Annotated in this window: 17 protein-coding genes; 2 read left to right on the forward strand and 15 right to left on the reverse strand. The window is 32.7% G+C overall.

Annotated features, from left to right (window positions below):
• Positions 1 to 24: 24 nt before the first annotated feature.
• Positions 25 to 1236, forward strand: coding sequence for a multidrug effflux MFS transporter (locus ACWNT5_RS17940; protein WP_456518154.1), 1212 nt, complete (start codon positions 25 to 27; stop codon positions 1234 to 1236).
• Here the strand turns inward: ACWNT5_RS17940 and ACWNT5_RS17945 are convergent.
• Positions 1233 to 1415, reverse strand: coding sequence for a hypothetical protein (locus ACWNT5_RS17945; RefSeq protein WP_299896807.1), 183 nt, complete (start codon positions 1413 to 1415; stop codon positions 1233 to 1235). The genes ACWNT5_RS17940 and ACWNT5_RS17945 overlap by 4 nt on opposite strands.
• Before the next feature lie 199 nt (positions 1416 to 1614).
• Between ACWNT5_RS17945 and ACWNT5_RS17950 the strand changes: the two genes are divergently transcribed.
• Positions 1615 to 2220 carry a YceI family protein gene (locus ACWNT5_RS17950; RefSeq protein WP_456518155.1) on the forward strand — a complete coding sequence of 202 codons (606 nt, stop codon included), beginning with the start codon at positions 1615 to 1617 and terminating at the stop codon, positions 2218 to 2220.
• 297 nt (positions 2221 to 2517) lie between these two features.
• Here ACWNT5_RS17950 and ACWNT5_RS17955 read toward each other — a convergent pair whose 3' ends face one another.
• The 14 genes from ACWNT5_RS17955 to ACWNT5_RS18020 form a co-directional block, all read right to left on the reverse strand.
• Complete coding sequence (locus tag ACWNT5_RS17955; RefSeq protein ID WP_456518156.1) at positions 2518 to 3060, reverse strand: 4'-phosphopantetheinyl transferase family protein; 543 nt, start codon at positions 3058 to 3060, stop codon at positions 2518 to 2520.
• On the reverse strand, positions 3057 to 3311 hold the full coding sequence (locus ACWNT5_RS17960) for an acyl carrier protein (protein ID WP_299601352.1): 255 nt from the start codon (positions 3309 to 3311) through the stop codon (positions 3057 to 3059). Before ACWNT5_RS17960 ends, ACWNT5_RS17955 begins: the two co-directional genes overlap by 4 nt.
• 11 nt (positions 3312 to 3322) lie before the next feature.
• Positions 3323 to 4597, reverse strand: coding sequence for a beta-ketoacyl-[acyl-carrier-protein] synthase family protein (locus ACWNT5_RS17965; protein ID WP_456518157.1), 1275 nt, complete (start codon positions 4595 to 4597; stop codon positions 3323 to 3325).
• Complete coding sequence (locus ACWNT5_RS17970) at positions 4594 to 5037, reverse strand: 3-hydroxyacyl-ACP dehydratase FabZ family protein (RefSeq protein ID WP_456518158.1); 444 nt, start codon at positions 5035 to 5037, stop codon at positions 4594 to 4596. Before ACWNT5_RS17970 ends, ACWNT5_RS17965 begins: the two co-directional genes overlap by 4 nt.
• Before the next feature lie 11 nt (positions 5038 to 5048).
• Positions 5049 to 5531 (reverse strand): hypothetical protein, encoded by a 483-nt coding sequence (locus ACWNT5_RS17975; protein ID WP_456518159.1) that lies wholly within the window; start codon positions 5529 to 5531, stop codon positions 5049 to 5051.
• Positions 5532 to 5582: 51 nt separating this feature from the next.
• Entirely contained in the window at positions 5583 to 6635 is a 1053-nt protein-coding gene (locus tag ACWNT5_RS17980; protein ID WP_456518160.1) for a type III polyketide synthase, read from the reverse strand.
• Between the two features lie 11 nt (positions 6636 to 6646).
• Positions 6647 to 7360: a methyltransferase domain-containing protein gene (locus tag ACWNT5_RS17985; protein ID WP_456518161.1), complete on the reverse strand. Its 714-nt coding sequence runs from the start codon at positions 7358 to 7360 to the stop codon at positions 6647 to 6649.
• The gene (locus ACWNT5_RS17990) at positions 7351 to 8484 is read right to left on the reverse strand and encodes an NAD(P)/FAD-dependent oxidoreductase (RefSeq protein WP_456518162.1); all 1134 of its coding nucleotides are present in this window, start codon (positions 8482 to 8484) and stop codon (positions 7351 to 7353) included. Before ACWNT5_RS17990 ends, ACWNT5_RS17985 begins: the two co-directional genes overlap by 10 nt.
• A gap of 79 nt (positions 8485 to 8563) precedes the next feature.
• Positions 8564 to 9172 (reverse strand): OmpA family protein, encoded by a 609-nt coding sequence (locus ACWNT5_RS17995; protein WP_299601336.1) that lies wholly within the window; start codon positions 9170 to 9172, stop codon positions 8564 to 8566.
• A gap of 116 nt (positions 9173 to 9288) precedes the next feature.
• Entirely contained in the window at positions 9289 to 9771 is a 483-nt protein-coding gene (locus ACWNT5_RS18000; RefSeq protein WP_456518163.1) for a hypothetical protein, read from the reverse strand.
• Positions 9772 to 9953: 182 nt separating this feature from the next.
• Positions 9954 to 10649, reverse strand: coding sequence for an OmpA family protein (locus ACWNT5_RS18005; RefSeq protein ID WP_299601332.1), 696 nt, complete (start codon positions 10647 to 10649; stop codon positions 9954 to 9956).
• A 16-nt stretch (positions 10650 to 10665) separates the two neighbouring features.
• Positions 10666 to 11145, reverse strand: a complete 480-nt coding sequence (locus tag ACWNT5_RS18010; RefSeq protein WP_299601330.1) for a lipocalin family protein — start codon at positions 11143 to 11145, stop codon at positions 10666 to 10668.
• A gap of 316 nt (positions 11146 to 11461) precedes the next feature.
• The gene (locus ACWNT5_RS18015; protein ID WP_456518164.1) at positions 11462 to 12784 is read right to left on the reverse strand and encodes an MFS transporter; all 1323 of its coding nucleotides are present in this window, start codon (positions 12782 to 12784) and stop codon (positions 11462 to 11464) included.
• An 85-nt stretch (positions 12785 to 12869) separates the two neighbouring features.
• Positions 12870 to 13691: a M48 family metallopeptidase gene (locus tag ACWNT5_RS18020; protein ID WP_299601325.1), complete on the reverse strand. Its 822-nt coding sequence runs from the start codon at positions 13689 to 13691 to the stop codon at positions 12870 to 12872.
• Between the last annotated feature and the right edge of the window lie 39 nt (positions 13692 to 13730).

A 13730-nucleotide genomic window follows, 5' to 3' on the forward strand; every position in this document is an offset into this window, starting at 1 on the left:
TATGAAATGAGTTATTTTTGCCGAATGCAATTTAAAAACCTCCAACAGTTAGAATTTATTGTACTCATGGCATCATTGATGTCTATTGTAGCTTTGGCCATAGATGCTTTGCTTCCTGCTTTGGATATTATTGGAATTGATATTGGCACCACAGAATTAGCAGATAACCAATTGCTTATCACAATGATATTTCTTGGACTAGGTATTGGTCCTTTGATTTTCGGTCCAATTTCGGATGCTATTGGAAGAAAACCTGTGGTTTTTATGGGGTTCCTGCTATTTATCATTGCTAGTTTTATCTGTATAAGTGCTACTAGTTTAACTATGATGGTAATAGGTAGAATATTGCAAGGTGTTGGACTTTCTGCACCTAGAACTATCGCAATAGCAATGATTAGAGATACATATAGCGGAGATTACATGGCTCGTATTATGTCTTTTATTACCGTAGTCTTTATTCTTGTTCCAATTGTAGCACCAGCTATAGGAAAAGGGATTCTTGATCATTATGATTGGAAAGCTATCTTTTACATACAGCTTGTTTTTAGTGTATTAGTTTCTTTTTGGTTTTGGAAAAGACAAAAGGAAACACTGATGGTTTCTAAACGAATAAAATTTACTCCTTATATATTTATAGATGGAACTAGAGAATTGGTGAAATACAAAAACACTATGGGATATACTTTTATATCTGGACTTATTGTAGGGTCTTTTTTAGTATATCTAAGTAGTTCCCAACAGATCTTTGAACAGCAATACAATCTAAAGAATGAATTCCCATATATCTTCGCATTATTAGCGATCTCTATTGGTACCGCCACTTTTTTGAATGGCACCCTAGTACTTAAATACGGAATGGAGCGATTAGTTTCTATTTCTTTATTTGCATTTTTTGGGATATCGCTACTTTATATTCTTTTATATCATGGAAATACAAATCCAAACGTAGTGATCTTACTGATCTTTTTTGGATTACAATTTTTCTCAATAGGGTTTTTGTTTGGAAATCTTAGAGCATTAGCTATGGAACCTGTGGGTCACATTGCCGGAATTGGTGCTGCGATTACAGGGTTTATAAGCACAATAATGGCAGTACCTATAAGTACTTTTATAGGTAGATATGTTGAGGACACAGCATTACCGCTGTTTTTGGGATTTTTGATTTGCGCTGGCATTTCGATAGGTATTCTTATATACCTTAAAACTTCTTCTAAAGACAAAGTAGTCACTTCTTAATCTTGTTGATTTTTATCGTGTAACTGCTTATTTTCAGGAACAGAAAGCTCTCCATTACCTGCTATTGCAAATTGATCTCTTTTTGATCCGTATCCAAAATTTGATGATCTACGATACTTGTTCTGAAAATCCGCAAATTTTCTCTTTGACCAGGATCTTTTTTTCTTTTGATTCTCCATATGCATGATAATTTTGGTATGATTACCTGATTGATACTTAATTTCTTATTTAAAGTTATAGGATTTTGAAGAATAATTAAAAAACCTTAACATCAAATTATAATTATTCCCCAAATTATTAAACAATTTTAATCGTTGCATTGTTAAAGCAGTTGGAATGATTATTGTTTATTTATATCTTGAAAACTAAAATATTACTATGAAAACCTTTTTCTGTTCTATCTTTTTTTTAAGCCTCTCTATTTCATTGATTTATGGTCAATTCACACCACCTCCTGGTGATATTACCAATCGTTCTGATGGATATACTGGACATGAAGATGCCTTAATTAATGATGTTATCAAACTTGAATTTGATAAAAAGAATACAAAAATTACTTTTGATTTTGTTTCAGAAGAGACAAGTGGATCTATTGGAGGATTAGATTTTAAAATTTCATTTAATCCAGAAGATACAGATAACGCCTATTTTAAAGGTACTGCATTGGTAAACACTCTAGAAACTGGTAATTTCTTAAGAGATGGGCATTTGATGTGGGAAAAGTTCTTTTACAAAAAGAAATACCCAAAAATTGCTTTTGAAAGCAAAGAAGTAGTACACTTTGGTAATAATAATTACAAGGTAATAGGTGACCTTACCATTAAAGGTATTACCAAAGAAGTAATCATCAACTTTGATCTGGATATTACTAAAAACCTTTTAGGTAAAACTACAATTTACACCAGTGATTTTGGAGTGAATATCCATGACGAAAGGGAAAAGAATAAACTAAACATAGTATTCGATTTCCCTATTTTAAATTAATATAAAACTAGATAGCATCTGAAAGTGATGCTATTTTTTCTAGATATGTATTGTGTGAGCTTTCGCTAATCTTTCTGAAGATTTTAGAAATTCGTTATTAACGATATTCATTTCTGTTAAACGTGTGATTTTTATTTTTTCTTCACGTTTTGTATTCCTTTTTTGCAATAATGAGTTCATCATGTTACTTAATTTTTACTTTAATTTTCCCTGACGCGAAGTTAAGAACAAATCACCAAAAAAATAAGGGTATAAATACGGTTTTTAACGGGGGTTTTATACCCTTTGTAGATTTTGTTATAAATCCACGGCATATGAAGAAAACAAACCGTGACTGGAAAAGGAAACTTTTATATCAGATTGCAAATTATTGATGTATACTAAAGGAATTCTAAAATCATTTTTTTTGATTGTAATTTTTTCGGAATTCAACCCCTTGGTTTTTGAAATATAATCTAAAAGGTGTTTTTTGTACGTTAGCGATTCGTTGGTAAATACTTTTGCATTTATAACTTTTGGGTGTATAAAGGCAACGGAATGAATATATTCTGATGTTCTCGTTGTTTTGGTTTTATATTGCATCCCCTTAACAATCACTGAAGTTTCAGAACATTCAAAATCCCAAGGATTATAGATAGGAGCCTTTAAAAATTGTCTTTGATACGCTTTATATGTAGCTTCTTTCATACTCCATAATTCCCATACCGCTAAATCGGGATCAAGAGCATCCCAAATCCTATCTTGTTCTGATATTGTAAAAATCTTTTGCAACCAACCTTTTCTTCTCCAATTACTTTGGGTGGTGGCTAAGGCAAGATCAACAATATCATTTCCTATCATTTAGCTGCTAATTTATCCTGAATCACCTCTATAGAGGCTTTAACGGTTAACATTTTATCCATACCATCATTATCAATTTCGATATTAAACTCATCTTCCACGTCCAAAATAACATCTACAAGATTAGCTGAATTAATCTCTAAATCCTCAATAAAATTAGTTTCTTCAGAAAGATTTGCTAACCCATCTTCATTCTGAACATAAGGTTCGATAATGGTTTTTAACTTAGATAATAATTCTTCTTTTGTCATGAATGGTTTTATTATGAATATTTTTTAAAGATAATACAAGCATTTACATCACCAAATCCAAAACTGGCTTTTGCTGCAATATTTATAGGTTTTGATACCGTTTTAGTAGGGATTCGTGTAGGATCTACTAAAACCTCGATTTCTGGATGTAAATCTTCGCAATTTATATTTCCAAAAACAAAGTCTTCATATACCTGAAGTACAGTAGCCACACTTTCAATACTCCCTGAAGCAGCAAGACAATGTCCTACCAAACTTTTTAAAGAATTGATAAACGGAAAGTCCTTCCCTCTTCTATTTAATGCTTCACACCAATTCATAATTTCGGTAGCATCTTTAGTGGTAGCTGTAAGATGACCATTAATCAAATCAATATCATCTGCATGAATATTAGCATTGATGATTGCTTGTTGAATACAATGCCGTACTGCCTTGCTGTTTGGCGCGGTCATACTGCCTCCATTTCGCTGTCCACCACTATTGATATGTCCTCCAAGAATTTCTGCGTAAATGGTAGCACCTCTATTTTGTGCACTTTCCAAACTCTCTACTACTAACGCTCCTGCTCCACTTCCTGGTACAAAGCCACTTGCTGAGGCACTCATAGGTCTAGATGCTTCTGTAGGATTCTCATTGTATTTATGAGGCAGAATTCTCATCGCATCAAATCCTCCCCAAACATAAGGACCACTATCACTGGTGCTTCCTGCTAATATAATTTCTGCTTTTCCAGATATAATTCGTTCATACGCCATTAAAATAGCTTCCGTTCCCGTACTACAAGCAGAAGAATTAGTCGTAGTAATGTTTCCACAACCGATCATACCACCTAAAAAAGCACTAACACCACTAGCCATAGTTTGTATAACTGTCGTACTCCCTAATCGTCGTACTTTACCTTCATCTACTTTATAAATCGCATCTCTAAATTTATCAACACCTAAAATACCGGTTCCAAAAATTACACCTGCATCCCAAATTGGATCATCTTCTTTGTCATTTAGAGATAAACCAGCATTTTTCCAAGCATCTATACCCGCTATTACTCCATATTCCAGTCCTGAAGCATTCAATCCTCTTAATTGTATAGAATTAAAGTAATTATTTAAGTAATCTTTTTCATATAGTGGTTTTCCAGCTATTTGACAGGAAAAATTTAGTTCCCTTAGGTTGTCTATATGTCGTATTCCAGAAACACCGTTTTTTAAAGACCTATTAAATTCTGAAACGTTCGTTCCATTTGGTGAAACCACTCCTAAACCTGTAATTACAACTCTTTTCTTCATAAAGAAACTGGTTTCATCATTCCAGAGATACTTCCTTTTGCCACAAGTTTGCGCTCAGCATTAAACATTTGTATCGTACATTTTAATTTGTTAAACCTAAAATAATCCTTTTTAGAAACCACAAATACCTTTTCACCCGGAAGTACTGGTTTATAAAAGTCAATAGTATTACTGCTCATAGCAACTCCCATTGTGTCTTCAGAAATAGTTTCTTTAAATAGATATATTCCCAAACAAACAACTCCTATCTGAGCCATAATTTCGGTAAGGATTACTCCTGGTGTTACAGGATACTCCTTAAAGTGTCCTTTATAGAAATATTCATCTTTTTTTAATGTGTAGTACCCTTTTATTCCATTTTCATTCACCTCGGATAGTTCATCCACAAATAAAAATGGAGATTGATACGGTAGCTTTTCTATAATTTGTTCTGAAGTCAAAAGATATTATTTTAAAATGCACAGTTATTAGGCAATGGTTCTTCTGATGCTAATTGATTTGCGAAAGATGCTTCTAATGTATCTTGAGTAAAGCCATTTGCTACACTACCCTTATATACAATAGTACCATATCCATTATTATTCATATGAGCTCGAACATATACTATTTGATCCAGTGTTATTGCGACAGGTCCTCCAGATCTAGTAAATGGTTGTTCATTTACGTGACTATGGGCCAAAATCCTTCTATATACTAATGTTCCATCTTCTGAAATAACTTCCCACCAATCTGCATATTGGTTACATCCCAGATCTGGACTTCTAATTTCTACGCTAAATGTATAACTACCCGCTTCTCCTGTTACAGTTACATTAGTTACATCAGCATTTTGAGGTTCTGGAGTTGGATCATCTATATTTGAGCGAACATCATCACCAGAACATGCTGATGCTGTGAAGGTGATGAATAAAATATATAAAAAGACATTTTTCATTTTAAATTTCTTTATGATTTAAACTATATACAATCATTATCTTATTACCTATTACCATTCCAACAATACTCTTTGCGCAGAAAAACCAGGACCAAAACTTAGCATAAGACCTGTTTCTCCAGAGGCAGGCTTTCTATCCATAAATCGTTCTAAAACATACAATACTGTAGCGCTACTCATATTTCCGTAATGTTTTAATACTTCTTTTGTATCATCAATGTTTTTGCCTAAATCCCCGAAAAGAGTTTCTACAGTTTGAACGATCTTTTTCCCGCCAGGATGAAAAATTAAATGATCAACCTCTTCAATTGACTTATTATTCTTTTTGAGAAAAGGATGTATAATATCTGGAAAGTGGGTTGCTATCTTCTCCGGAACTTCCTTATCTAATACCATTTGTAAACCATGATTAGTCAATTTAAAACCCATCATAGAGGTCGCATCATAAAAGTGATACATTTCATCTGCGATAATAGTAGGGCCTTCGGCATCTTCTTCTGAAGAAAGTAACACACATGCAGCACCATCACCAAAAATAGCAGAACTTACAATGTTTACCATACTATAATCAGTATGTTGAAAGGTTGCTGTTGGAGATTCTACAGCGATTACTGCAGCTCTTTTATTAGGATTAGCTTTTAAAAAGTTTCTCGCATAGATAATACCAGAAACTCCAGCTGCACATCCCATTTCTGTAACAGGCAACCTAACAATATCTTGCCTCAGATTTAATGTATTTATTAAATATGCATCTAGAGAAGGTATCATAATACCTGTACAACTCACTGTGATAATGTAATCTAAGGAAGTAGGATCCCAACTTGCCTTATCTAACGCTTTTTTAAGAGCAGACTCCCCTAGTTTCTTTATTTCTCGGATATAGATATCATTCTTTTCTTCGAATGAGGTAGCAGTAAAGACTTCTTCAATACTCATAATTCCATATCGTTTATCAACAGCGGCATTTTCGAAAATCTTAAGCACTTTACGCTTAAATCTATCTTCCTGTCCTGTTAACCATTGAGACACATATGGTAAAATCTCTTTCGTTTCTCTAACATACGCTGGTAATTGCTTAGCGACTGATGTTATTTTTACGTTCAATATTCCCTTTTTTACTGATTAATAATCCATCGATATCTAAAAGCCCATTTCCAATCTAATCGATGCTGTTTTAAACCAAGATCCTTGGCAAAACGAAGTAATTCCCTTCTTTTAAAACCTCTTTTTATTGATACCAAACCATCATTTTTTGCTATATATCCTTTGATAAAGAAAAAACTAAATAGCTTAAATAAATAATAAGACAACCGAGTTCTATGGATATCATTAATAATAACTGCTTCAGAGGCTAACTCCAGTCCTTTACTAATTACTTTCTTAATATCATTGTCTGTAAAATGATGTAATGTCAGTGTGCAAATAATAATATCGCAAGAAAATTCTCCTTTATTCAAGGTTAATATATCTTCTTTGTAATATTTAATATCTGTATTAGAACCACTTAAATTTCTTGCTTGTAATAGACATTTATCATGATTATCCACACCAATTAGTTTGGCATTTATATCATTCTTTTTTAAGATGTTAGCCAACTTCCTTAACATTTCTCCATCACCACAACCAAGATCCATTATAACATACTCCTTTGATGGTATATTCTTCTTTTTAATAATCTCTAATACTGCATCTATAGTGATAGCATTACCACCTAACATTTTATTTACTTTAGCGATATCCTCCAAAGCTACAGAAAGATCTTTTTCATTAACTTCTGGATTATCCATAAGCTCTGGTTCATTACTTCTATATGTAAGATCTATGAGCATACTAATGGTTTTCCATGTGTTTGTTTGATAATTTCTGGTACTATAGCAGGAATGGTTTTTGCTACTTTTTGAGCTATTTGCTGAAATCCGTTATGCAATAATACCTTTTGTAGTACTCTTCCAGCATACAATCTTTTAGAAAATGCTTTATTCCATTCTTTGGCATACATTAGTTCCATCTCTTGTCTGCTATACTGTTTAGAGACATGATTTGCTACAAACAAGTCACATAAAATCTTGGCACTTTGGATCGCCATAGCCATTCCGTTACCGCACAATGGATGAATCAACCCAGCAGCATCTCCAATCATAAAGACACCTTGTTCTAAAGGCTTTTTAGGATCAAAATTAATTTGACTTATTGTTATATGTTTTCTAAAGAGCATTTCAGAATTTTCAAAAAAGTCTTTCAAATAGGGATTCTCATAAAGAATATTTTTTTCAAAACTCACTATGTCTTTATACTTTTTAAAACTTTCATAATTCACTAAATAACAAGCATTCACCGCCTTATTCTCCACTACCGACAAACCACAATAACCACCTTCAAAATTATGTAACGCTACAGTATCTGAATCAAATTTTGAACCATAATGTGCTTTTACCGCTAACCATGGAGATTTTCTTTGACTGAAATCACGATGTAAATTTTTATCCAATGTAGATCGTTTTCCATAAGCTCCTATTACATAATCCGTATAAAATATTCCATTATTAGAAGTATGAACAAGAAATGTATTGTCTTTTTGAAAATCTACATTTATTACCTGATCATTTATAAGTTGAACTCCTAGTTTTTTAGCAGTTATCCATAAATGATGATCCAAACGATATCTACTTACTCCAAAACCTCCTAAAGGCAATTTACTTTTAATCAATTTCCCGTTTTTAGTAGATATCTGTAACTGTGAAATGGTCACTATATCCAAATCTTTCAATTTAATACCTAAAAAATCCAAATACGGAACGACTTCATTAGAAATGTATTCTCCACATACTTTGTGCTTAGGATAGGTTTCTTTCTCAATTAAAGTAACGGGTATTTGCATCTTAGCTAAGTGAATAGCGCTCGTTAATCCAGCCAAACCGCCTCCTATAATTACTATGTGTGAATTATGAATCATTGATTGAAGATACACAAATTTTGAGCATAAAAAAATCCCGAACTATCAGTCGGGATTTATTATTCTAGATTACAATATGTTACTCTTTTATTTGAGCAACAGCTTGTCTACGTAGCTCTTCATTAGGTGAAATTGTTACTTCTACTCTTCTGTTTTTTGATTTACCTTCTACTGTAGTGTTATCATATTTGGGTTGAGATTCACCATAGTATCTTACTGTAAATCGTTGTTCATCAATCCCTTGTTCTACTAAGTATTCTTTTACAGAATGTGCTCGATGTTTTGATAACACAAAATTAGATTCTTCTTTACCCACGTTATCCGTATGTCCTTCAATTAAGATATTAGAATAAGGATATTCTTTTAAGATACTAGCTAATTTATGGATTGTTTCCTTGGATGATGTATTCAAATCATGCTTATTAGTTTCAAAGTAGACACCACTTTCTTCGTCAAACACGATATTAATGTCCTCTTCTACTCGTTGTACCACAACACTAGGCATTTCTTCTTCAATTTTTTTAGCTTGTTGATCCATTTGATTTCCAATAATACCTCCTACGGTAGCTCCGACCATACCTCCTATTACAGCTCCTAGCTCAGTATCATCAACTTGGTTACCGATTACCCCTCCAATCACTGCTCCTCCAGCAGCACCAATTAATCCTCCTATTTCAGAGTTTTTCATAGTTTTACAACTTCCAAAAACTAAAATAAATAAAAATAGAAAGCTGATTTTTTTTGTGTGTTTGATCATCTGTGATTTCATTATATGAGTTTTATATTTGTTGGTAATAATTAATTCTATTGCTTCTGAAAATTGAGCTTTACAGTAAATTTCTGACCATCTACAATCATATCATACGCCCAAACCATATTAGTTCCGTCAAGCTCGTATAATTGCATTCGATACCCTTTATTGTTTATAGTACTTTTCATTTTACTATCTACAGGTTTTAGTAAAATACTATGCGTATATCCTTGTAATTCATTTGGAATGGACCAGATAAAATTGAAAACTCCTTTTTTAAGACAAGTCGTTCCTGATAAGGAATAGCTACCTGTATGATTATTAGCTATAAACTCCCAGTTAGTATCTTCGAGACAGGATAAAGGAATGTTATCAAGAATACTTATTTCATAAGTTCCCTTGCTATCTGTTTCATAATTGATAGTTTTTAAGATCCATACACCATTCATCGAAATCTTAGCAGTTCTTATAAATTTAGTTGTAGAACCACAGCTTGATAGTAGTATTGCAAATAGTATAAAACGAAGTGTTTTCAAAGTAAAGGTTTAAAGAGTTTATGTGAATAAAGTACCCTACAAATATCCTCTTATAATACTCTTTAAACTACATCATATATGGTGAAAATTACATCACGGAATACAGTGTAAGAAAAGGTTTATAAAGAAAAAATCCCTAACAAATACTTGTTAGGGATTCTCTTTATCTAGTGTAAAAAGTACTAGTCTACTTTCTGTTTAGCGTCTTCAATCATTTTGTCATTGGCCATTACTCCAAATTCTACTCTTCTATTCTTCGCTCTTCCTTCGGCCGTTGAGTTATCATATTTAGGTAAGGTTTCTCCATGATAATAGGTTGTTAACCTTGTTTTACTAATTCCCTGAGAAATTAGGTAGTTTGTTACCGCATAGGCACGCTTTTTAGATAATTCTAAATTATAAGCATCATCACCAGAACTATCCGTATGTCCATCTACAATAATATTTGTATCCGGATATTCTTTAAAAATACCTATTAATTTATTTAGGTTCTCCTTAGATTTTGTATTGATATCTGATTTATTAGTATCAAAATAAACTCCACTAGTTTCATCAAATATAATATCAATACCTTCTCCTACTCTAGTAACTTCTGCTCCTGGAATTTCTTCTTCTATTTTCTGAGCTTGTTTATCCATCTGTTTTCCGATTACTCCACCGGCTACACCTCCAACAACACCACCAATAATAGCTCCTAGAACGGAGTTCTCCTTATTACCGACATTATTACCTATTACTCCACCGAGTACTGCTCCAGTAGTTGTCCCGATAACTGCACCTTTTTGGGTGTTATTTGCATTTTGCACAGCATCACAACTACTTAAAATAATAAGCGTGGTTAATGCAATTGCAGTTAATTTTAAATTTGCTTTTATCATTGCTTTATGATTTGAGTTATTGTATTTTATTAAAGTCCATTGTAATAACAAATGGTTTTCCTTCTAGACTTACTGTCTGTGTCCAAGTCATGGTAGTGGCATCCAAATGCTTAAGCGTCATTCGATAGCCTTTGTTATTGTTTGTGCTTTTTTTCTTTTCATCAATTGGCTTGAATAAAAAACTATATTCACCATTTTCTGAAGGTTCTGGAATTGTAAACCTGAAATTTCTCGCCCCTGTAGATGTACATTGATTTTCATTTACAGTATACATCCCAGTATTATTATTTGGGATAAACTTCCAAATTCCACCTGTTAAACATTCTGCAGAAGCATCATTGTATAGCGTAACCTCAAAAACTCCAGAACGATCATATGATATCTTATCAAGTGACCATTCTCCTTTTAATGTTTTTTTGGCAGCAATTATCGTTTTCTGGCTTGCAGAACATGAAGCCAGAAGTACAACCGTGAGAATTAAAATTATTTTCTTCATCAATTTTATATTTACTTAAAGTTTGGTTTATTGGTTACATAAATTCAAATATCATAACACCTCAGATATTTTGATCATTTTAAAACATGAAAATTTGATATTATTCGATAAAAATCCCGAATCCTAGATGAACTAATATTAGTATTGTTATTTGGTTAAATAACGATATAAATAGGTTAATATTTTTTCTTAAGACATTTTTAAAAACAACTTAAAATATTTGTTAAGTGTCTGTAATAAGAATACTGCAAATGTAACTTAGCTTATAAATTGATACGTCCTCAAATGAAAGAATGTTTAGTTCGTATGCTAACTATTATTTCTCATTTCGAGGGACTCTGAATAAAAGAAACACTCCAATAACAAAGAATATAATAAAAAACAGAATTGAATATCGTACACTCCCAGTTACTTGTGCTACAAGTCCATAAGAAAACATTCCTACAACAATTCCAATTTTTTCGGAAACATCATAAAAACTAAAATAAGAAGCAGTATCTACTGCATTTTCTGGTAATAATTTAGAATATGTAGATCTTGATAACGCTTGTATTCCACCCATTATTAATCCTACTATTGCAGCAGCTACATAGAATTGACCAGGCGTAGTGATCGTATACGCGTATACACATATGATGATCCATATAATATTTATAACAATTAATGTTTTTATATTCCCGTATTTACCAGAAGCTTTAGACGTAAGAAAAGCCCCTGCAATTGCTACCAACTGAATTAGAAGGATACTAATAATAAGTCCTGTTGTTGCATCTTGCTCTCCCCAATCCAATTCTTCTATTCCGAAATAGGTTGCTATTAACATTATCGTCTGAACAGCCATGCTATAAACAAAAAATGCAAATAAATAGCGTTTAAGTTTGATGTTATCTTTTAGTGCTCGCCAAATAGATTTTAGTTCTTTAAAACCATTAAATAATATATCTTTTGACAACTTATCCTTTTTGTTTCCTTTTGGGAGATAGTAGTACGTATACTGACTAAACCCTATCCACCATACTCCAACCATTAAAAAGGATAACCTTGTAGGTAATCCTTCATTTTCAAAACCAAACCAATCATATTTTAATATCATGATCAGGTTAATTATTAGGAGAATAACACTTCCTATATACCCTAAGGAATATCCTTTAGCACTAATAGCATCTTGTTGTTCTGGGAACGCTATATCTGGCAAATATGAATTATAAAAGACAATACTTCCCCAAAAACCTATTAATGCTAATAAATAGCATAGTAAACCAAAAAATAAATTCTCTAAGGAAAACCAATATAATCCAATGCAAGAAAGTGCCCCTAAATAACAAAAGAACTTTAAAAAATTCTTTTTATTCCCTACATAGTCAGCAATACCAGAAAGAAAAGGACTTATAAATGATACAATTAGAAATGCTAACGCTGTTACATAACTAATAAGTGAATCATTATTAAAGTTTACACCCAAAAAAGTAACAGTATCACTAATGATATTATCATCATTATCACGTACGATTGTAAGTGCTCCCCAAAAAATTGGAAATACTGCAGATGAAATTGTTAAGTTGTATACGGAATTTGCCCAATCATAAAAAGCCCAGGCATTTAGTAATTTTTTATGTCCTTTTGGTAAACTATTTCCCATGTGCGAAAATTAAAAAAGCTGCTCTGGTTTGTCCAGAACAGCTTCTAAAATAGTTATTATCTTTTTAAGAAAGGATATTTTACAATTATTTAAAACTGGTAACCCCAAATTTTCTAGCTTCCGCCTTTGCAGCAGGCGCCCACGCTGTAAGATTAGCAATTCTTGTATCGTTAGATGGATGTGTACTCATAAACTCTGGTGGTGCTTGTCCACCACTATTAGCTTTCATACGCTTCCATAATTCTGCAGCTTCGTCAGGATTATATCCTGCTATTGCCATTAATGTTAATCCGATCTTATCTGCCTCTGTTTCATGACTTCTACTAAACGGAAGCATTACTCCGAATTGGCTTCCCAAACCAAAGGCTTGACCTACAATTTGTTGGGTTTGTTCATTCTGACCACTTACAGCCACAGCAGTTCCTACAGCAGCTATTTGCTGTAATTGACCTGCACTCATACGTTGTTGTCCGTGATTAGCAATTGCATGTACTACTTCATGCCCCATAATAGCGGCAACTCCTGTTTCGGTTTTTGCAATTGGTAAAATTCCTGTATAAAATGCTATTTTACCTCCTGGCATTGCCCATGCATTCACAGCATCATCTTCAATAAGAGCATACTCCCATTTATAATCCTTTAAATATCCCTGATGTCCATTAGCATTAAGCCATCTCTCCGCAGCAGTAGCAATTTTTTGCCCTACACGTTTGATCATTTCTGAATCTGAAGTACCATTTACCACTTTACTTTCTCCTAATACCTGATTATACTGAGCAAAAGCTGCAGGCAAAATCTGGGAGTTAGGTACCAAAGCTAACGTTTGTTTACCAGTAAATGGATTCGTTGCACACGAAAGGAAAAGAGCTATAGATCCTAATGCAACTATTACTTTTCTTTTTTTCATAATAAGTAAGGATAGATATAATTTTTGTAATATAAAATT

This window comes from Aquimarina sp. 433 (assembly GCF_054054605.1).

Coding starts and splice junctions, on each gene's coding strand:
- ACWNT5_RS17940 (WP_456518154.1), top strand. CDS start 25: ATGCAATTTAAAAACCTCCAACAGTTAGAATTTATTGTACTCATGGCA.
- ACWNT5_RS17945 (WP_299896807.1), bottom strand. CDS start 1,415: ATGGAGAATCAAAAGAAAAAAAGATCCTGGTCAAAGAGAAAATTTGCG.
- ACWNT5_RS17950 (WP_456518155.1), top strand. CDS start 1,615: ATGAAAACCTTTTTCTGTTCTATCTTTTTTTTAAGCCTCTCTATTTCA.
- ACWNT5_RS17955 (WP_456518156.1), bottom strand. CDS start 3,060: ATGATAGGAAATGATATTGTTGATCTTGCCTTAGCCACCACCCAAAGT.
- ACWNT5_RS17960 (WP_299601352.1), bottom strand. CDS start 3,311: ATGACAAAAGAAGAATTATTATCTAAGTTAAAAACCATTATCGAACCT.
- ACWNT5_RS17965 (WP_456518157.1), bottom strand. CDS start 4,597: ATGAAGAAAAGAGTTGTAATTACAGGTTTAGGAGTGGTTTCACCAAAT.
- ACWNT5_RS17975 (WP_456518159.1), bottom strand. CDS start 5,531: ATGAAAAATGTCTTTTTATATATTTTATTCATCACCTTCACAGCATCA.
- ACWNT5_RS17985 (WP_456518161.1), bottom strand. CDS start 7,360: ATGCTCATAGATCTTACATATAGAAGTAATGAACCAGAGCTTATGGAT.
- ACWNT5_RS17990 (WP_456518162.1), bottom strand. CDS start 8,484: ATGATTCATAATTCACACATAGTAATTATAGGAGGCGGTTTGGCTGGA.
- ACWNT5_RS17995 (WP_299601336.1), bottom strand. CDS start 9,172: ATGAAAAACTCTGAAATAGGAGGATTAATTGGTGCTGCTGGAGGAGCA.
- ACWNT5_RS18005 (WP_299601332.1), bottom strand. CDS start 10,649: ATGATAAAAGCAAATTTAAAATTAACTGCAATTGCATTAACCACGCTT.
- ACWNT5_RS18010 (WP_299601330.1), bottom strand. CDS start 11,145: ATGAAGAAAATAATTTTAATTCTCACGGTTGTACTTCTGGCTTCATGT.
- ACWNT5_RS18015 (WP_456518164.1), bottom strand. CDS start 12,784: ATGGGAAATAGTTTACCAAAAGGACATAAAAAATTACTAAATGCCTGG.
- ACWNT5_RS18020 (WP_299601325.1), bottom strand. CDS start 13,691: ATGAAAAAAAGAAAAGTAATAGTTGCATTAGGATCTATAGCTCTTTTC.